This window comes from Devosia sp. FJ2-5-3 (assembly GCF_029201545.1).
Classification (GTDB): domain Bacteria; phylum Pseudomonadota; class Alphaproteobacteria; order Rhizobiales; family Devosiaceae; genus Devosia.
Map to the genome: position 1 here is coordinate 1,282,173 of NZ_CP104007.1, position 16,359 is coordinate 1,298,531.

Annotated in this window: 22 protein-coding genes; 7 read left to right on the forward strand and 15 right to left on the reverse strand. The window is 61.4% G+C overall.

The window, feature by feature from the left end; all coding sequences use genetic code 11:
- Positions 1-150: 150 nt before the first annotated feature.
- The gene (locus tag N0P34_RS06145) at positions 151-711 is read left to right on the forward strand and encodes a hypothetical protein (RefSeq protein ID WP_275606134.1); all 561 of its coding nucleotides are present in this window, start codon (positions 151-153) and stop codon (positions 709-711) included.
- A gap of 181 nt (positions 712-892) precedes the next feature.
- Here N0P34_RS06145 and N0P34_RS06150 read toward each other — a convergent pair whose 3' ends face one another.
- The 3 genes from N0P34_RS06150 to N0P34_RS06160 all read right to left on the reverse strand — a co-directional run bounded on the left by N0P34_RS06150 (position 893) and on the right by N0P34_RS06160 (position 2,712).
- Positions 893-1,540, reverse strand: coding sequence for an MBL fold metallo-hydrolase (locus N0P34_RS06150; protein ID WP_275606135.1), 648 nt, complete (start codon positions 1,538-1,540; stop codon positions 893-895).
- Positions 1,537-1,962: a DoxX family protein gene (locus N0P34_RS06155; protein ID WP_275606136.1), complete on the reverse strand. Its 426-nt coding sequence runs from the start codon at positions 1,960-1,962 to the stop codon at positions 1,537-1,539. Before N0P34_RS06155 ends, N0P34_RS06150 begins: the two co-directional genes overlap by 4 nt.
- A 216-nt stretch (positions 1,963-2,178) precedes the next feature.
- Positions 2,179-2,712, reverse strand: coding sequence for a dihydrofolate reductase family protein (locus N0P34_RS06160; RefSeq protein ID WP_275606137.1), 534 nt, complete (start codon positions 2,710-2,712; stop codon positions 2,179-2,181).
- A gap of 121 nt (positions 2,713-2,833) precedes the next feature.
- Between N0P34_RS06160 and N0P34_RS06165 the strand changes: the two genes are divergently transcribed.
- Together N0P34_RS06165 and N0P34_RS06170 are read left to right on the forward strand one after the other, a co-directional pair.
- Entirely contained in the window at positions 2,834-3,319 is a 486-nt protein-coding gene (locus N0P34_RS06165) for a helix-turn-helix domain-containing protein (protein ID WP_275606138.1), read from the forward strand.
- A 220-nt stretch (positions 3,320-3,539) separates the two neighbouring features.
- The gene (locus N0P34_RS06170) at positions 3,540-3,944 is read left to right on the forward strand and encodes an ester cyclase (RefSeq protein WP_345774453.1); all 405 of its coding nucleotides are present in this window, start codon (positions 3,540-3,542) and stop codon (positions 3,942-3,944) included.
- Positions 3,945-4,195: 251 nt separating this feature from the next.
- Here the strand turns inward: N0P34_RS06170 and N0P34_RS06175 are convergent, their stop codons facing one another.
- Genes N0P34_RS06175 through N0P34_RS06185 form a run of 3 tightly spaced genes read right to left on the reverse strand, consistent with a single transcriptional unit; the run spans position 4,196 to position 7,017 of the window.
- A complete protein-coding gene (locus N0P34_RS06175) occupies positions 4,196-5,587 on the reverse strand; it encodes an NAD(P)(+) transhydrogenase (Re/Si-specific) subunit beta (protein WP_275606139.1) in 1,392 nt (463 codons plus the stop codon).
- Entirely contained in the window at positions 5,584-5,892 is a 309-nt protein-coding gene (locus N0P34_RS06180; RefSeq protein WP_275606140.1) for an NAD(P) transhydrogenase subunit alpha, read from the reverse strand. Before N0P34_RS06180 ends, N0P34_RS06175 begins: the two co-directional genes overlap by 4 nt.
- 15 nt (positions 5,893-5,907) lie before the next feature.
- A complete protein-coding gene (locus N0P34_RS06185; protein ID WP_275606141.1) occupies positions 5,908-7,017 on the reverse strand; it encodes an NAD(P) transhydrogenase subunit alpha in 1,110 nt (369 codons plus the stop codon).
- Between the two features lie 647 nt (positions 7,018-7,664).
- Between N0P34_RS06185 and N0P34_RS06190 the strand changes: the two genes are divergently transcribed.
- On the forward strand, positions 7,665-8,444 hold the full coding sequence (locus N0P34_RS06190) for a GGDEF domain-containing protein (RefSeq protein ID WP_275606142.1): 780 nt from the start codon (positions 7,665-7,667) through the stop codon (positions 8,442-8,444).
- 57 nt (positions 8,445-8,501) lie between these two features.
- Here N0P34_RS06190 and N0P34_RS06195 read toward each other — a convergent pair whose 3' ends face one another.
- Positions 8,502-8,900 carry a hypothetical protein gene (locus N0P34_RS06195; RefSeq protein WP_275606143.1) on the reverse strand — a complete coding sequence of 133 codons (399 nt, stop codon included), beginning with the start codon at positions 8,898-8,900 and terminating at the stop codon, positions 8,502-8,504.
- A gap of 152 nt (positions 8,901-9,052) precedes the next feature.
- On the reverse strand, positions 9,053-9,541 hold the full coding sequence (locus N0P34_RS06200) for a DUF3597 domain-containing protein (RefSeq protein ID WP_275606144.1): 489 nt from the start codon (positions 9,539-9,541) through the stop codon (positions 9,053-9,055).
- Positions 9,542-9,716: 175 nt separating this feature from the next.
- Between N0P34_RS06200 and N0P34_RS06205 the strand changes: the two genes are divergently transcribed.
- Entirely contained in the window at positions 9,717-10,088 is a 372-nt protein-coding gene (locus tag N0P34_RS06205) for a DoxX family protein (RefSeq protein WP_275606145.1), read from the forward strand.
- 8 nt (positions 10,089-10,096) lie between these two features.
- On the opposite strand, the gene N0P34_RS06210 is transcribed toward N0P34_RS06205, so the two are convergent.
- The 6 genes from N0P34_RS06210 to N0P34_RS06235 all read right to left on the reverse strand — a co-directional run bounded on the left by N0P34_RS06210 (position 10,097) and on the right by N0P34_RS06235 (position 14,059).
- Positions 10,097-10,834 (reverse strand): hypothetical protein, encoded by a 738-nt coding sequence (locus tag N0P34_RS06210; RefSeq protein WP_275606146.1) that lies wholly within the window; start codon positions 10,832-10,834, stop codon positions 10,097-10,099.
- Positions 10,835-10,837: 3 nt separating this feature from the next.
- The gene (locus N0P34_RS06215) at positions 10,838-11,410 is read right to left on the reverse strand and encodes an SH3 domain-containing protein (RefSeq protein WP_275606147.1); all 573 of its coding nucleotides are present in this window, start codon (positions 11,408-11,410) and stop codon (positions 10,838-10,840) included.
- Positions 11,411-11,527: 117 nt separating this feature from the next.
- Positions 11,528-12,172: an SH3 domain-containing protein gene (locus N0P34_RS06220; protein WP_275606148.1), complete on the reverse strand. Its 645-nt coding sequence runs from the start codon at positions 12,170-12,172 to the stop codon at positions 11,528-11,530.
- Between the two features lie 128 nt (positions 12,173-12,300).
- Positions 12,301-12,972 (reverse strand): SH3 domain-containing protein, encoded by a 672-nt coding sequence (locus N0P34_RS06225; protein WP_275606149.1) that lies wholly within the window; start codon positions 12,970-12,972, stop codon positions 12,301-12,303.
- Between the two features lie 101 nt (positions 12,973-13,073).
- Positions 13,074-13,463: an acyl-CoA thioesterase gene (locus N0P34_RS06230; RefSeq protein WP_275606150.1), complete on the reverse strand. Its 390-nt coding sequence runs from the start codon at positions 13,461-13,463 to the stop codon at positions 13,074-13,076.
- Positions 13,463-14,059, reverse strand: coding sequence for a thymidine kinase (locus N0P34_RS06235; protein WP_275606151.1), 597 nt, complete (start codon positions 14,057-14,059; stop codon positions 13,463-13,465). Before N0P34_RS06235 ends, N0P34_RS06230 begins: the two co-directional genes overlap by 1 nt.
- 102 nt (positions 14,060-14,161) lie before the next feature.
- Here N0P34_RS06235 and N0P34_RS06240 point away from each other — a divergent pair, with 102 nt between their 5' ends.
- A complete protein-coding gene (locus tag N0P34_RS06240) occupies positions 14,162-14,611 on the forward strand; it encodes a GNAT family N-acetyltransferase (protein ID WP_275606152.1) in 450 nt (149 codons plus the stop codon).
- A gap of 97 nt (positions 14,612-14,708) precedes the next feature.
- The gene (locus N0P34_RS06245; protein WP_275606153.1) at positions 14,709-15,086 is read left to right on the forward strand and encodes a DUF2147 domain-containing protein; all 378 of its coding nucleotides are present in this window, start codon (positions 14,709-14,711) and stop codon (positions 15,084-15,086) included.
- A 209-nt stretch (positions 15,087-15,295) separates the two neighbouring features.
- Here N0P34_RS06245 and N0P34_RS06250 read toward each other — a convergent pair whose 3' ends face one another.
- On the reverse strand, positions 15,296-16,201 hold the full coding sequence (locus N0P34_RS06250) for a DMT family transporter (protein WP_275606154.1): 906 nt from the start codon (positions 16,199-16,201) through the stop codon (positions 15,296-15,298).
- Positions 16,202-16,359 lie beyond the last annotated feature (158 nt).

Consider the following 16,359-nt stretch of genomic DNA (forward strand, 5'->3'; position numbering starts at 1 on the left):
CGGTTCTTAGGGAGTGGCCGAGATATGCACACGTCAGACGATTGCCGGCCTCGGGCCGTTCGTCGACCTTCCTCGTCATCACCATCTCGTCTTGGAAAGGCTCCGCTATCCAGGCCTTGCCCTCCTTCCCTGGAGCCGTATGCTCAACACATGCGCATTCTCAGACCCATGATCACAACTCTCGTTCTGTTGCTGGCAGTGACATCTCCCCGACTGGCAGAACACTCCATCTGGACGCTGGGTCAAACTGAACAGCTCGACGGTCTCTTCGACCAGCTCGCCATCGCCGAGGATGAGGCAAGTGCACGAGAACTGGCCAACGAAATTTGGACTATGTGGACGCAGCCGCCGAATGAGGCCATCGCTGAGCGTATGTCGGAGATCATCCAGAATTCCGGTCTGGCTGGCCCATTCTCCCGGATGCCAGTCATCGAAAGCTTGATCATGGACTATCCGGACTACCCCGAAGGCTGGAACTTGCGAGCCACAGCCAGGTTTTTCGGCGGCGATAATGCGGGAGCTCTATCGGATATCGAGGAAGTCCTCAAACGCGAACCCAGACATTTTGGCGCCTTGGCCGGCAGGGCAGTAATTCTTCAGGCGCAGGGCAAGGGGGCAGAGGCATTGGCCGCCATGCGGGAAGCCCTTGCGATCCACCCATTTCTGCCGGAGCGGCAGCTCTTTCCAGAAACCGCCACCTCGAGCCCATAGGGACGAGCCTTAAAGCCTGAGAAGCTCCGTATTCCAGACGCGCCTTCTGGAAAACCTCCGAAACCGGCATGGCGGGAAAGCATTCGTCCCCCCGACGGAGTTGGGGTGGTTACCCGTCGGTCCGCTTTCGGGAAAACGGTTTAAGAAGCAGACGTGAACCCTGCCTTCGGTGAGGTTTGCTTCACATACTCGACGAGGGTGATTTCGTCAGGTTGCCAGGTCGCCAGGGCTCATCGACGTGCGTAAGCCAAACCGCTTCGGGATTTAAGGACAGCACGCGGAATTGACCTTCGGAAGTCGGCTCATCCAACTCACCAAACCAAACCGCAACGTCGCCGCCGATCACGATCGGTCGTCCACCTGTTTCGATGACAACGACCTGCATGCCGTCCGAATGCCCTGGAGCAGGAACCAGGCGAATGCCAGGCAGAAGTAGATGCTCGCCGTTGACGGGCACATACTTGACGCCTGGTGAATCGACCCACTCACGAATGGTGTAGTCGTCCGTGTTGAGTGCGTCGTCCAGTTCGCGCTGCTGCACATATATCGGCCTGCCGGCGAAGCGATGATTGTTGCCACAGTGATCGAAGTGCAGGTGCGTGTTGACGACTATGTCGATGCCGGCGAAGTCAAAGTTCAGTTCACTCAACGGGTAGAGACGAGGCTCCATATCTGCTGCGGCCGGATGCAGTTCTCGAATGCCCGTATCGACAAGGATATTTGCGTCCGGATGCGCGATAACATGCACATTTACAGGGATGCGATGACCGTCGACGAGCAGATCAGCGACTGTGTAGCGCTTGATGGGTACAGAGAAGCCGGACTTCATCCCTGCACCTGCTTCAAAATTTTAGGTGACTTGCCGAAAGCAAATAGAGGGACATTTGGAGACGCAACCTTGCGCCCCGCGTTCTGGGTCAGGAAAGAAACCGCCAGCAGGGCTAGGGCAAGAAGCGCTGGAACGAACCCCATGTCGACAACGCTCAAATGGGCCGAAATAGCCAGAAGGAGGTGAAAGAGCATACCAGCGTAAGCCAGATCGCTGAGCTGCACTGAAAAGCGTGTCAGGATCGTTAGGGGCGCGGCAATCTTGGCTACGATCAACACACTGACCAAATAGGCCGGATAACCGAAATACCCAAACCCCTCTTCAACTAGCGGCCGCTGCAGAATGTACATGATCGCACCCGATCCATAGATCATGCACAGCAAAACGGTGCTGATCCAGTACGCAACTTTGCTTTTGTTCATGGCGTCAAGTTCCCCTGTCATTTGCCTTTATCGGCGCGTGGGTATGTGTGCAGGTGCACGACCGCCTGCATGGAAGTTCATTGATTATTGTATTGGTCGGCCGCCCAAGCTCGCCGATTGAGGCAACATCAGGCACGACAATTCTTGCACTGGTGCATGCTCGCACTCTTCGGCAGTCAAAGTTGCCCGGCGAGAATCCGCTGGGTGGTCCCGCACTCAGACTGGGGTGTAACTGAGCCTCAATACATTGTCGTCGATTTGCTCATAGCTGGCTAAACGCAATGGCGGGCGCGCTTCTGCGAAGAAGGGGGTGCCGTGGCCGAGAACCTCCGGATGCAGATAGATGCGGTATTCGTCGATAAGGCCAAGTTGGGTCAGGGTACGCGCCAACTTGGGACCACCAATTTCGATCTCACCTTCGATCTCGGTCTTTAGCCGGCGTACTTCTGTTTCGAGGTCGCCGCGCAACAGTGTTGCATTGGGTCCGACCGCCTGCAGTGTGCTCGACACAATCCATTTTGGCGACTTGCGCCACGCCGCTGCAAATGCGCGGTGATCCGCGTCCCAGCCTTGCTGGTCTTCATCCCAATAGGTCATCAGCCCATAAAGAGTTCGGCCATAGAGGCTACCGGCAAGAGCATCTGTTTGCTCGACGAAATGACGGAACAGCTTGGGACTGGGTGATCCTACCCTTGTGTGGTCGACATAGCCATCTAGCGACTGGTTCATTCCGAAGAAAAGCTTGGCCATTCCCTACCATCCGTTAGCGACACAATTTCCGTGACACTGAGTTCAGTTCTTCCAAGGACTATGGTAGCAGTCGACGCGATGCAAAAACCACCTCTTTTTTGCAACCAGTTTGGAGAGCCCAATGAGATTGAAGCGCTCGGGATGCCCGATCAATCTGACTTTGGAAACCTTTGGCGATCGATGGAGCCTGATCATTCTGCGTGACACCATGTTCGGTGGTCGTCGTCGAAGCTTCCGATCGTTTCTGACCGAAAGTATGGAAGGCATCGCTTCCAACATCCTTTCAGATCGCCTGCAGCGGTTAACCGCAAGCGGACTTCTCACACGTGCCGCTGACCCTGGTCACAAGCAACGGGTTGTTTATAGCTTGACAGAAAGCGCCATAGAGCTGGTTCCGCTCATGGCCTTTATGGGAACCTGGGGCATTCGCCATGCCTTACCGTCCATCGAGCTATCAACGCGTGCACAGGTCCTTGAAGATGGCGGCCCTCAACTCTGGGCAGAGTTCATGGATGAGCTGCGGCACATTCATTTGGGTTCGCCAGCGCCGCAATGCTCCGCTCTGGCAAAGATGCAGTCGGCTTACGAAGCCTCCATTCTTGCATAGCATGGAACAGTCTTATTGGCAGAACTTGCAGCAGCACTAACCTTCACAAATGGGGTGAAATGCGGATCGTCTACTTCTGGTATGTGGCGGGGTAAACCGGACACTACCCAAATTTCGTATTGAGTTGGATTTGCACCGGAGTTGTTCACCATCGAGGCTATTGCGATTGCCGGATAGGGAAAGTGGTGCAGAAATCCTGATTTTGAACTACGCTAGGAGAATGCAGGAGCTGCTCTCGACATATCAGTCTTATCTCGATTGTCTCAACGCACAGGATTGGTCTCGTCTTGGCGATTTCGTGCATGACGAGGTAAGCCATAATGGGCGACTGTTTGGACTAGCAGGCTACCGTGTGATGCTGGAAAACGATTTTCAGCAAATACCCGATCTCCAATTTAGGGCTGAACTGCTAGTCTGTGAGCCGCCCTTCGTCGCAGCTCGCCTTTGGTTCAATTGCTCGCCAAAGGGTAATTTCCTCGGGCTCGCACTTAACGGCAGGACCGTGTCGTTCGCTGAAAACATTTTCTACGAGTTTGACGGCGACAAAATCAAAACAGCGTGGTCGGTGTCGATAAAACTGCCATCGAAGATCAGCTTCCATAGTGAACATTGCCCGCCAGGGTGAGGCAGCTTTCGGGATTGCTGATCGCAAACTTGAACGGCCGAGATGGGGTCGAAAACCGCCGTTTGAGAGATACATCAAAACCGGCGATGCAGCGAGTGAGTTGGGCTGCTTCTTGGTTCGGTCGAGACGTTCGAGACAAGTCAGGGCGGTGACCAGGGTTGGACCAGGGTTGACCCGGCCTTCGGACCGCAAATGCGAAAACACCGCAGCCGGGGGCTGCGGTGTGGGAGGTGTTGGCGCTGTGAGAAGTTTCAGGCTTCCTTGACTTCGGCGGCGAGCTGGATCAGCGACTGCTTGGCGTCGCCGAAGAGCATGGAGGTCTTGGGGTCGAAGAACAGATCGTTCTCGACGCCCGAAAAACCCTTGCCCGGACCGCGCTTCATGGCGATGACGCTCTGGGCTTCCGAGACCTTGAGGATCGGCATGCCGTAGATCGGCGAGGACGGGTTGGTGTTGGCAGCCGGGTTGACCACGTCGTTGGCGCCGATGACGAGCACGACGTCGGTCTCGGCGAACTTCTCGTTGATCTCGTCCATGTCGATGAGCTTGTCATAAGCCACACCGGCTTCGGCGAGCAGCACGTTCATGTGGCCGGGCATGCGGCCGGCAACGGGGTGGATCGCAAATTTTACGTCGCCACCGCGCTTTTCGATGAGATCGGCAAGCTCACGCACCTGATGCTGGGCCTGGCTGACGGCGAGGCCGTAGCCGGGGACGATCACCACGCGCTTGGCATAGGCGAGGCGCAGGGCAGCGTCTTCGGACGACACCGCGGACATTTCGCCACCGGTCGCGCCGGCCGGGCCGGCGGCAGCGGCGGTTGCGTCGGAGCCAAAGGCGCCGAACAGGACGTTGGCAAAGGACCGGTTCATGGCCTTGGACATGGCGATGGAGAGGATGATGCCGCTGGCGCCATCGAGTGCGCCGACGATGATCAGGATGTTGTTGTTGAGCGCGAAACCGGTCGCCACGGCGGCAAGGCCGGCATAGGCGTTGAGCAGCGAGACCACCACCGGCATGTCGGCGCCACCGATCGGCAGAACGATGAGCACGCCGATGGCCAGCGACACGATCAGCATGACGATGAAGATCGGCCAGGCATCGGGAACAATGATCATCCAGACCAGCCCGGCGACGGCGATGCCGAGCAGGATGAAGTTGGAGATGTTCTGGAAGGGGAAGGTGATCGGCTTTTGCGGCAACCAGCCTTGCAGCTTGCCGGCGGCCATGATCGAGCCGGTCACGGTCAGGCCACCGAGCAGCACTTCGAGGGCGAGGGCGGCAACGTGGCCGCTATCGAGGTGATTGGTGGTGAAGCCGTGGTGGTATTCGCCCAGACCCACGAGGGTTGCGGCAAGCGCGCCGAAGGCGTGGCTGATGGCGATACGCTGCGGCATGGCCGTCATCGGCACGAACATGCCGAGCGGATAGCCGATGGCGGCACCGGCGACGATGCCGACGACGATCCATTGATATTCAATGATGCGGGCGTGGAAGAGCGTTGCCACAACGGCGATGAGCATGCCGAGGGCGGCCATCTGCATGCCGCGGCGCGCCGTTTCCGGGCGACCGAGCACGCGCAGCGCGTTGATGAAGAAGAATGCCGCTACAAGGTAGGCGAGCTGAATAAAGATATCGGTCATTTCGCTGCCTTATCGGCCTTCTTGTTGTCGGACTTGAACATGGCCAGCATGCGGTCGGTGATCAGGAAGCCGCCGACGACGTTGGCCATGGCCATGGCCACGGCGATGGTGCCGAAAATGGTGCCGAGCCAGCCGTGATTGGCGCCGGCCAGAACCAGCGATGCCACGAGCGAAATGCCGGACATGGCGTTGGTGGCGGCCATCAGCGGGGTGTGCAGGAGCGGGGGGACGCGGTGGATGGTCATGAGGCCAACAAAGCTGGCCAGCAGGAACACGAAGAGTTGGATGATTGTCGTTTCGGGCATGATCCTGCCTCCGGGTTAAGCGGCCGCGCGAGCAGGCATTGCCTGGCCGCCAGCGAGGGCATCGAGGATTTCGTCGCCGGCTGTGAGGTTGAGCGCGCCGTCCTTGCAGAGGTGCGTCAGAAGCGTGCGCATATTGCCGCTGTAGAGGCGGCTTGAATCGGTGGGCGCGGCGCTCGGCAGATTGGTCGGGCCCAGAACGGTGACGCGGCCGTGGCGCACGACTTCGTCGGGCTGGGTGATGGTGACATTGCCGCCGGTTTCGGCAGCCATGTCCACGATCACCGTGCCCGGGGTCATGGCGGCGATGGTTTCATCGTCGATCAGGATGGGCGCGGCGCGGCCGGGGATCTGGGCGCTGGTGATGATCAGATTTGTGCGCGACAGCGAGGCGGTCAGGGCGCGGCGGAGGCGGGCCTGCTGATCGTCGCTCTGGGCGGCCGCATAGCCACCGGTGCCTTCGGCCTTTGCGTCGGGAACGTCGGGGAAGACGAACTCGGCGCCAAGGCTTTCCACCTGCTCGCGGGCCGCTTCACGAACGTCAAAGCCATAGGTGACGGCGCCGAGGCGGCGGGCGGTGGCGAGGGCCTGAAGGCCGGCAACGCCGGCGCCGAGCGCGATCATCTTCGCCGGGCGAACGATGCCGGCAGCCGTGGTCATCATCGGCAGGAGGGTGTCGAGGTAGCGGGCGCCTTCGAGTACGGCTGCGTAGCCGGCTATGGACGCCTGGGAGGAGAGGACGTCCATGCTCTGGGCGCGGGTGATGCGCGGGAGGCGCTCCATGCCGAGATGGAGGATCTGGGCCTTGGCGGCCGCCTCGGTGACGGCAGTGTCGCGTCCGCCGAGCGAAATCAGCACCTTGCCAGGGACAAAGCCGGCAAAATCGGGCGCGCGCACGGAAAGGACAAGGTCGGCGCCGGCAATGGCTTCGGCGCGGGTCGAAATCCGGCCGCCCGCAGTGGTGTAGTCGTCGTCGATGAAGCCGGCGTTCAGGCCTGCGCCTGCCTCAACGACGATGTCGTATTGGCTGAGCTTGCCGATGTCTGCCGGCACAAGCGCCACGCGGCGTTCGCCCTGCGCCGTCTCTTTCAGCACTGCGACGACGGGCTTTCGCGTGATGTGTACCATTAGAAATCCTCTCCAAAAGCCGTGGCGCGCGAACGCAGCCCTACTGGCAGCCGGGGAGTATTTCCATGTCAGGCAGAGTCGTCTCCTCGCCGAAGGGCGTAAGACGTTGGGCGTAAAAAACTATTAATGGACGTTTTTGGTTTCGGTCGTTCGATCGTGGCTCGTCGGCACACATTCGCGTGATCGCGCCGGCCGGAGCAGAGCATTGAGACGAGACCGAAAGTCGCACGAGCCGCTTGTCGCTGCGGTCTAGTCTTTGCCGGATTGCCTGCAAGACCAAGAGGAGCGCCGGCTGAAAGATCGATTGCTGGGCGGGTCCCTAGAGCGGCAAAGCAAAACGCGCCGCTATACTGGCCGTCGCCGGCGTCGATATTGTCGTTTCGCGCTGCCCCAAGCGGAGTTTTTGCCGAAGTTATCCCCAGCAGGGGACCGATAGGGCAAGCATAGTAGAATCGGCAGGCTTCATCAGATGCCAATCGGAGATGGCGGCATCTGCTCTCGGCACCAGTCGGATGGGAGCCCACAGAATGCGCCCGTCAATTGGGTCCTTGGCCCGATGCAAAAAATTCCGAAAGATGTGTTGGCTTAAGATGGTCGAGGCAGGAGGACATGGGATTGGGTTTGGTCGTCTGGATCTTCAGGCACGGTTGAATGCCTGGCTGCTCCGTGTGGGCAAATGGCGGGTCGTGGCCGCGATCACCATGCTCTGCGTCGTTGCCTCCGTGTTGATGACCTGGTTTGCCAATGCAGTCTTCATGCCCCATGTTCCGGTCGAGGAGCGGCTCTACATCTCGGCCGTGGCGCCCCTGATCATTGCACCGCCGATCAGCGCCGCGGTGCTTTCGCTGCTCTACCAGCTGGCCGAGGCGCGGGCTGCGCTCGTGACCATGTCGGAAACCGATCCGCTGACCGGGGTGGGCAATCGGCGGTATTTTCTCGAACGGGCCCGGCTGGCCCTCGCGGAGAGTGCGGCCAATGGCAAGTCGGCCAGCATCATCCTGCTCGATATCGACAAATTCAAACGTCTCAACGACAGCTATGGCCATGCCCTGGGCGACGAGGCGATCATGGTGGTAGCCAATGTCTGCCGGCAGGGCCTGCGGGCGGGGGACGTCTTCTGCCGCTGGGGCGGGGAAGAGTTCATCGTGCTGCTTCCCGCTGCGGGGCTCAGAGCGGCTTGCGGCCTGGCAGAGCGGCTGCGGGCCAGCGTTGCCGCGACCGCCATAAAGGGTGTGCCCGAAGGCGTAACGATCAGCCTGGGTGTCGCCGAGTTGCGCAGCGGCACGGAAACGCTCGACCAGATGATCGCCAATGCCGATCGCCAGCTCTACCTGGCCAAGGATCTGGGGCGGAACCGGGTTGAGCCGATGGACCCCGCCTGGGCGCTCGAGGGATCAAACGCGCGGATCAGATCGCCGGAAGACTGAGCCACAGCCGGGCAATCCGGCCTGCCTGATATCACGACAGGCCGGATATATCAGATGTCAGGCGGCCAGAGGCGAGCGGGCGGCGCTGGGTGCTGGGGACCAGACAATCCAGGCGAAGATGAGCACGCCGAGGAAGGTCAGCAGCGAGCTGCCGGCCACGATCGGCACCATGGCGGCATTGCCCAGAAGCAGGAAATAGAGCGACAGGCTCATGACGAAGACGCCGACGGTATAGACGAGGTATTGCGCCATCGGCAGGCGGCCCGCGGCCTTGGCCGGGTTCAATGCGTAATAGCCGCCGAACAGCGCGCTGGTGACCCAGCCGAGCAGGTTGATATGGGCGTGCGCGCCGATGACGTTGTGCTCGCCACTAATCGACATCATCAGACCAAGGCCGATCCCGGCGATCAGGAATAATATAGCCGTGCGGAAATAGAGATTTGATATGTTTGGCATGAAGCTCCTCCCAGAGCGGGCACGGGATCTCGATCTGCCGTGCCGCTGGGCAAATCTATGCCGTTTTCATGCCCTCGGGAAGCCAGCTCAGTTGGCCCCCATTGCCCCTGAGGCCCGCTGGCGTGCGGCGCCAGCAGGCCCAGGTGAAGGGTTCAATCCAGAAGCGTATCGGGCACCTTGCCGCCATTGGCGGCGATCTGGGCGAGGACCTGCTTATGGAGCCAGATATTCATCGTGGCGCTGTCGGATTTGTCGCCGCTATAGCCGAGTTCGTCGGCCAGTTCCTTGCGCGCCGTCAGGGAGGAATCAACGCCGATTGCCTTGAGCAGGTCGACGATGGAGGTTTTCCAGTTCAGCGTCTGGCCCGATGCGGCGACTGCGGCATCGAGGATTGCAGCGACATCGACCTGCGTGGCGGCCACTGGACTAGCCGATGGAGCCGGGGCAGTGCCGGCAGGCGCTGGCTGTCCGGCGTTGGCCGGGGCTTGCTGCGGGGAGGGCGCGGCAGTGGGGGCCGTGGCGGCGGCCGGGGCCGCTGGTGACGAGGCGGGTGCGGCCGCCGGCTTCGCAGCGGCGACGGGAATGGCCGCAGATGCGGGAGTTCCGAAGATCTTGGCCTTGATATCGTCCAGGAAGCCCATGGTGTAACCTCTGTGTTGATGCCGTTGAACTGAAGGAAAGTCTGACGGCGAAATAAAGGCGGGGTGCTTTCTTGCCAAAATGGCTGCGAGCGCCCTGTCGGGCGAGTCTGGATCGAGGCGGCTCGTTCGTCGTGAGCACAGGGCGGGGCAAGGGGCCGCCGCGGGAGAGACAAAGATGAAGATTGCAGGTTGGGTATTGAGCGGGCTGATCGGGCTGTTCCTGGCAATCGCCTCGGCGGGGCCGAAAATCATGGGGATCGAGGCGGCACTGGAGCCGATGGAAGTGGTGGGCTGGCCTATCAAATATCTGCCGTTGATCGCGGCGATCGAGATCGGATGCGTGATCCTCTTTCTCATTCCGCGCACGGCGCTGCTGGGTGCCGTGCTGACCACGGGATTGCTGGGCGCAGCTTTGGCGGCCAATCTGCGGGTCGACAATCCGCTCTTCAGCCATACCCTGTTCAGCATCTATCTGGGCATTGCGGTGTGGGTGGCGCTGTGGATGCGCGATGACCGGGTTCGGCAGGTGTTCCCGCTCGTGGCCTGAGCCGGAGTTCAGCCCGGCACGAACCGGCGCATGGCGCTGGCGTGCTGGGCGGCGAATTCGAGGCGACGGATCCATTGCACGGGGTCTTCGTCCCCGCTATCCGCGTCAGCGCCGAATTCCTCCAGCGTTCGGTAGAAGAGGGCGTCGGACTGGGTATAGCCGAGCGAGAGGCCGGCGCGCCGCGCCAGAAGTGGCCACTCCACGTCATTGGCGAGGGTATCGACCCGGCTCTCAGCGACTATCAACGCGATGGCCCGGGGCGAGAGGCGCCGAATGGCGAACATCAGATCCCAATTGTCGCCGGTCAGCAGGGCATGGGCGTGGTTGACGAGCGCCTCGGTTTCGCGAAGGCGACGGGGCTCCGCCGCAAGGGCCCGGGGCGAACGCCCGACGACGAGACAATCGAGATCTGGCTGCAGGTCGAGGACGCGCTGCAGATCGCCCGGTCCGTGATGCAGCCAACGCAGGACATGATCGAAATCGGTATAGAGCGCCGCATTTTCCGCTCCGGCCAAGGCCAGGGCATCCCGCCGCGCCTTGCCGATCATGGCTTCGCTGGCGGGGTGGACCATAATGGCTCCGCCGGTCTGGCCCAGGGCGTCGATGGTTCTGGGATCCGTGGCGTCGGAAACGTTGAAGGCGAGGTGCGCGAAACTGGAACGCAGGGGCCCCGACAAGGAAACGGTCGCCTCTGCGAGGCGACCGATGGGGTCGTGGACGGTTGCGGCCAGGGCAACCAAGCTCATGGATCAGTAGACGCGGATCGAGGAGAGATTGCGGTTCAGATAGCGATCAAGGACCAGCTGGCTCTCGACAATGCGCTCGCAATAGGAGTGGAACTTGCGCTCGCGGCAGGCGGCGGCGGAAACATTGCCGCTGATCTTGACTGAGGCGAAGCTGTTGTCGACGCCGTGCAGGGCCAGATCGGGGAAGACTTCGCCGGGACCGGCGCAGAAGGAGGAGCCGGAATAATTGGTGCCCGTGTAAAAGCACGCGGAGCCGGGGCCGCCAGCGGGATAATTGGGCTGGATGGCAAATAGCGGGCCTTCTGGCGACAGGCCGAAGCCGACGCGTTCAAGGGACGTCCAGCCGCGCCCGCCAGGGCCATCAACGAGGCACCAGACCTTCTGGCAGCGCAGAACCTTGATGGCGGCGTTTTCGGCGATATTGCCGGTGACCGCATAGGCCGCGCCCGGTCCGTCGCGCAGGCTGAGGGGCTGACGAGCCCAACCATGCGAGCCGGTGACCGATTCCGCCATGGAAGGCGAAACGACGGAGACCATAATCGTCAGGGCGAGGAGGAGGCGCTGGAACAGTTTCATTGAAGCGTCCGATTGCGAATGTGGCGCGGACATTAACGCTTCATCGGCGATTGTCAAAGAGGCATAGCGAAAAAGCATCGCCTCCCGAAGGAGGCGATGCCCTGTCGCAGCAAGGGGTCAACGGACGCGGACCGAGATGATGTAATCGTCGAAATCACCCAGCGAAGTGGCGCTGGTGGTGTAGGTGCGGCAATCGCGGTAATTGGCTTCCGCGCAGACCTGAACTGAGTAGCCGCCGGGGTTGTCGATCGAGGAGATGCGGTCGGCCCAGTCGCGCAGGTCACGTGTGCTTTCGCCCGGGCCCATGCAGAAGCTGGTGCCGCGGAAATTGGTGCGATCGTAGAAGCAGACATCGCTGACGGGGGCGGGCTGCGGACGGACCACGACGGGCGGGCGCTGATCGCCGACGCCGATATTGATCGAGGGGCCGCCGGGGACATTGAAGCCGAAGGAAATGCCTGGCTGGGCCGGGTTTACGGTGCGGCCGCCGGCATTGAGATAGGTGGCGGACACCCAGCCGTCAGGGCCGGGCTTGCTGATGTAGCACCAGGAGCCATCGCAACGCTGCACATCGACCTGCTGGCCGCGGCGGGCGGTGTCGACAACAGCATAATTGGTGCCGGGGCCGGAGCGCACATTCACATTGCTCGTAATGGTCCCTGGCGCAGCCTGGGCGGCGGGAAGGAAGACGACGACGGCAGTGGCGGCGACGGCAATGCCGGTGGCGAAATTGAGCAATTTCTTGCGGGTGTAGCGGTTCATGACGATCCCTTTGCGCCAATTCTTGCGGGCGTGACAACGCAATCAGACGTCAGCCCGGCTTCAGCTTTGATTTGTGAGGATAGAACGGGTCTGGACCGGCATCGGTTCCAGACCCGTCGATAGAGCGGTTAGTAGACGTCGATCGAGGAGACGCGACGATCAATACCCGAGGGCAGGCGCGACTGGTCCGAGCGGACGGTCACGCAATTGCCGTAGAAACCATTGTCAGAGCAGAGATCCACCTGGGCGCGGCCGAAAACCTGGACCGAGCGGATGACGTCATTCCAGCCGCGCGGCATGCGGGTGTATTCCTGACCCCGCTCGACGCAGAAGCTCGAGCCGCGGAAGTTGCGTTCGGTGAAGAAGCAAGCGCCGGACTGGCGGGACGGCTGCGGACGGGTCTGCGGCGGCGTGCCGAAGTTGAAATCGAACGAGAAGCCGGGGCCGCTATTGTTGCCACCGGGACGCGGGGGCTGGGGCTGTGGGCCGGGACCGGGCTGCGGGCCGGGACGAGGCGGCTGCGGCATGGCAGAGCCATCGGTGAAGGCCACGAGCGAAGCGGAAATCCAGCCGCTGACGCCATTGAAATTGCCGGTGCCGTTTACCTGGCACCATCCCTGATCATAGCAATTGGCATCGAGCGTGGCGCCGGCCGGCAGCGAGGTCAGCACCGGGGCGGTGGCCGAAGCGCCCTGGCGCACATTGGCGTTGCCGGTCGTTATCGCCGGGGCGGCGAGGGCCGTGGCAATGCCGCCGAGCAAAGTCATGGCGAGGGCAGCGGCGAATTTTGCGGACTTCATCGATCTTTGCTCCGGGACGGGCTTCGTTTTGTTGATGCCATACTAATCATGAGGCGGCTGAACGCAGTCTGAACGATTTCGTTCAGATTGGGAGCGGGACGTTAGTCTTTGGGTATGGCTCGCTTCTGGCCGTTTTCATCAAGGGACACGTAGACAAAGCGCGCCTCGGTGACCTTCTGTCGGTCATCGAGCCGGTTGCGGCGCACCCAGGCTTCGAGGGCGATGGTGATGGAGGTGGTGCCGACGCGATCGACCTTGGTATAGACGCACAGAATATCGCCAACCTTGACCGGCGCGATGAAGGTCATGGCTTCCACCGCGACGGTCACGACGCGACCCCTGACGCGCTCGACGGCGGCGATGGCGCCGGCCAGATCCATCTGGCTCATCACCCAGCCACCGAAAATATCCCCGGCGGGATTGGTATCGGCCGGCATGGCGATGGTGCGGATGGTGAGGGCACCATCGGGTTCGGCGGATTCGACGATCATCATGCAGGTCCTTTCACCGGCCAGCGGCCAACAGCCTCTTCCCAATGCTTGCGGCAAAGGGAGAGATAAACGGATTTTTCGATTGCAACCTGGTCGCCATCGGTGAGGACACGGCCCGACATGTCCTGGCGGACAACCATTGTCGCCTTGGCGCCGCAAGTACAGATGGTGCGGATCTCGCGCAGGATATCGGCTATCGCGAGGAGCTCCATGGAGCCGGGAAAGAGCTTGCCCTGGAAATCGGTGCGCAGGCCATAGCACATGACCGGGATCTTCAGCCGGTCGGATACGCGGGCGAGGCCCCAGACCTGGTCGCGCGTGAGGAACTGTGCCTCATCGACGAAAACGCAATCGACCTTGGATTCCTCGTCGAAGTCCCGGACCGATTGGTAGAGGTCATCGCCGGCGGAGTAGAGTTCGGCGGGCTCGGAAATGCCGATGCGAGAGGAGATGAAGCCCTCACCACCCTCCGCGTAGAGGGCGGAAGTATAGAGCAGGGGGCGCATGCCGCGTTCGCGGTAATTATAGGCGGCCTGCAACAGCAGCGTGGATTTGCCCGCATTCATCGCCGCATAGGAAAAATAGAGCTTGGCCACGAATTGATCCTGAGCGGAAGTTGGTGTTGTAAGCCAATAGCGCCTCGTGTCCCCACGATGAAGGGCCGGGGCGCGCGGATCAACAATAGATTGTGGGAGACCATGTCCAAACTTCTCATCCGCCAGGCCCGGCCGGGCGATTCCGACGCGCTCAAGATGCTGCTGGACAATTCCTGGCGGACGCATTGGGGGCCGCATGTGAACCCGGAGGGCCGCGCCCGCTATGACAGGGAAATGCCCGCCCATGGCTATGTCGAAGCTTGCCTGGGGTCATTCGTCGTGGCCGAGCGCGATGGCAGGATCGCCGGGATGTATCATCTCGACGGCGATTACCTCCATGCCATCCATGTGGCCGTCGACGATATTGGCAGCGGCGTGGGCTCGGCGCTGATGGCAGAGGCCGAGGCAGATGGCGCGGCAAGGCTCGACGTGCGGGCCTTCAATAGCCGCGCGCGGGCCTTTTACACGGCACGAGGGTGGCGCGAAACGGAGGAGCGCGACGATGTGGAAATGGGAACAAGAGTGCGCAGCATCATCATGGTGAAGGGTTAGCAAGCCGGCCGTGGAGCACAAAAGCGGGTACCACGCCATTCAGGAGCGGTTCAGGCGCGGGGGCCCACATTTGCCTGGTTCTTGTATGGAGTGCCCAATGTTTCGATTTGTTTTCGGCGTCGCCCTTGCCGCCCTTGCCAGCGTTCCGGCCATGGCCTCACCTGATGGTGTGTGGGAAATCGAAATGCGGGATTCGCGTTACAAGGTGGAAATGTGCGGAGACGGCAGCCAGTTCTGCGCCGAGCTGATCTGGCTGGGCAATGGCGCCGACAATGCCGATAACCTGCCCTATCTCAACACGATGTTGATCGACCACGCGGTCCAGACCCGTCCCAACCAGTGGAAGGGCGAACTGAATATCTATGGGCAGAAGGCTGCGGGCACCATCACCCAGGTGAGCGCGGATCAGATAACGCTGAAGGGTTGCGTAGCCTTCGTGATGTGCAAGACCTACCAGATGAATCGCTATCAGTAGGGGACTTCAGCCTAGTGGACACGCCTCTTTGTGGGGGAGTGTCGACAGTTGAGGTTTTAGCGCGGCTTTCACGTGCACTGAGCTTGCCTTGGGCTCGCCCGAGTGTCTCTAACCACATGCCAGTTGTCGCTATGGGGCTCGCGAAGTGGCCCTCGGGTTAAGCCCGAGGGAAGCCTGACGCCCGATTGAAGGATGCGGGCAATCTCACGTCAGTTCGTGGTGCGGGGGATGTGGCTGCGGCGGCGGGCCCAGAGTGGGGGCAGGGCCTCGACCAACAGGATGGCCGCGAAGATCAGCGTGGCGCCGGCATAACCGACGAGCGGCAGGCGCTCGCCGAGAATGAGCGCACCGCCCAGTGCCGCGAAGAGGCTTTCGGCCGAGAGGATGATCGCCGCATTGGCCGGGGGGACGTGTTCCTGGCCGACGGCCTGGAGGGTGAAGCCGACCGCGGTGGAGAGCACGGCGGCATAGGCGATTTCCATCCAGCCCGATGAAATGGCCGCGATGGTCGGTGCCTCAGTGCCCAGGGCGATGGCGCTTGCGGCGATGCCGGCGACCAGGAAACTGACGCAGGAGACGAAAATGGGCAGGCCGGTCATGCGGGCCACATGACCCAGCAGGATGACATGCATGGCCCAGAAGACCGCGCTGCCGACGATGAGCCAATCGCCGGAATTGAAGCTGTCGAGACCCCCGCCATTGAGGAAATAAATGCCGATGAGCGCCAACGGCACGCCGGCGAAGATGATCGGATGGGGGCGGGTGCGGAACAGCACATAGCCCAGGAGCGGGACGAAAAAGACGTAGAGACCGGTAAGGAAGCCGCCATTGGTGGCGGTGGTGGTGGCCAGACCCGCCTGCTGCAGCCAGGAGCCGAGGAAAAACACCGTGCTCATGGCGAGGATGAACAGCCAATGAGTGCGGGTGAGCGCGATGGGCCGGCGGCGGCGTTCATGAAGGGCGAGCGGCAGCACGAGCAGGCCCCCGAGCAGATAGCGCACACCGGCAAAGGTCAGCGGGCCCATGCTGTCCATGGCAGATTTCTGCGCGATGAAGGCAAAGCCCCAGAACATGGTGCAAATAAGAAGCAGGGCGGTGGCGACGGGGCGGGACATTTTCTTTGGAGGCTCTGGGGATTGCGCGATGGTGTTGAGGGTGTGGCTCCACCCCCTCCCGGCCTCCCCCTACAAGGGGGAGGTGCAGGTTTGAGCGTGTGGCTGCAACTGGCATGCATTGCCGCCTCCCGACAGGAAACGGCAGGTGCGTGCCAAAG

Coding starts and splice junctions, on each gene's coding strand:
- N0P34_RS06145 (WP_275606134.1), top strand. CDS start 151: ATGCGCATTCTCAGACCCATGATCACAACTCTCGTTCTGTTGCTGGCA.
- N0P34_RS06150 (WP_275606135.1), bottom strand. CDS start 1,540: ATGAAGTCCGGCTTCTCTGTACCCATCAAGCGCTACACAGTCGCTGAT.
- N0P34_RS06155 (WP_275606136.1), bottom strand. CDS start 1,962: ATGAACAAAAGCAAAGTTGCGTACTGGATCAGCACCGTTTTGCTGTGC.
- N0P34_RS06160 (WP_275606137.1), bottom strand. CDS start 2,712: ATGGCCAAGCTTTTCTTCGGAATGAACCAGTCGCTAGATGGCTATGTC.
- N0P34_RS06165 (WP_275606138.1), top strand. CDS start 2,834: ATGAGATTGAAGCGCTCGGGATGCCCGATCAATCTGACTTTGGAAACC.
- N0P34_RS06170 (WP_345774453.1), top strand. CDS start 3,540: ATGCAGGAGCTGCTCTCGACATATCAGTCTTATCTCGATTGTCTCAAC.
- N0P34_RS06175 (WP_275606139.1), bottom strand. CDS start 5,587: ATGACCGATATCTTTATTCAGCTCGCCTACCTTGTAGCGGCATTCTTC.
- N0P34_RS06180 (WP_275606140.1), bottom strand. CDS start 5,892: ATGCCCGAAACGACAATCATCCAACTCTTCGTGTTCCTGCTGGCCAGC.
- N0P34_RS06185 (WP_275606141.1), bottom strand. CDS start 7,017: ATGGTACACATCACGCGAAAGCCCGTCGTCGCAGTGCTGAAAGAGACG.
- N0P34_RS06195 (WP_275606143.1), bottom strand. CDS start 8,900: ATGCCAAACATATCAAATCTCTATTTCCGCACGGCTATATTATTCCTG.
- N0P34_RS06200 (WP_275606144.1), bottom strand. CDS start 9,541: ATGGGCTTCCTGGACGATATCAAGGCCAAGATCTTCGGAACTCCCGCA.
- N0P34_RS06205 (WP_275606145.1), top strand. CDS start 9,717: ATGAAGATTGCAGGTTGGGTATTGAGCGGGCTGATCGGGCTGTTCCTG.
- N0P34_RS06210 (WP_275606146.1), bottom strand. CDS start 10,834: ATGAGCTTGGTTGCCCTGGCCGCAACCGTCCACGACCCCATCGGTCGC.
- N0P34_RS06215 (WP_275606147.1), bottom strand. CDS start 11,410: ATGAAACTGTTCCAGCGCCTCCTCCTCGCCCTGACGATTATGGTCTCC.
- N0P34_RS06220 (WP_275606148.1), bottom strand. CDS start 12,172: ATGAACCGCTACACCCGCAAGAAATTGCTCAATTTCGCCACCGGCATT.
- N0P34_RS06225 (WP_275606149.1), bottom strand. CDS start 12,972: ATGAAGTCCGCAAAATTCGCCGCTGCCCTCGCCATGACTTTGCTCGGC.
- N0P34_RS06230 (WP_275606150.1), bottom strand. CDS start 13,463: ATGATCGTCGAATCCGCCGAACCCGATGGTGCCCTCACCATCCGCACC.
- N0P34_RS06240 (WP_275606152.1), top strand. CDS start 14,162: ATGTCCAAACTTCTCATCCGCCAGGCCCGGCCGGGCGATTCCGACGCG.
- N0P34_RS06245 (WP_275606153.1), top strand. CDS start 14,709: ATGTTTCGATTTGTTTTCGGCGTCGCCCTTGCCGCCCTTGCCAGCGTT.
- N0P34_RS06250 (WP_275606154.1), bottom strand. CDS start 16,201: ATGTCCCGCCCCGTCGCCACCGCCCTGCTTCTTATTTGCACCATGTTC.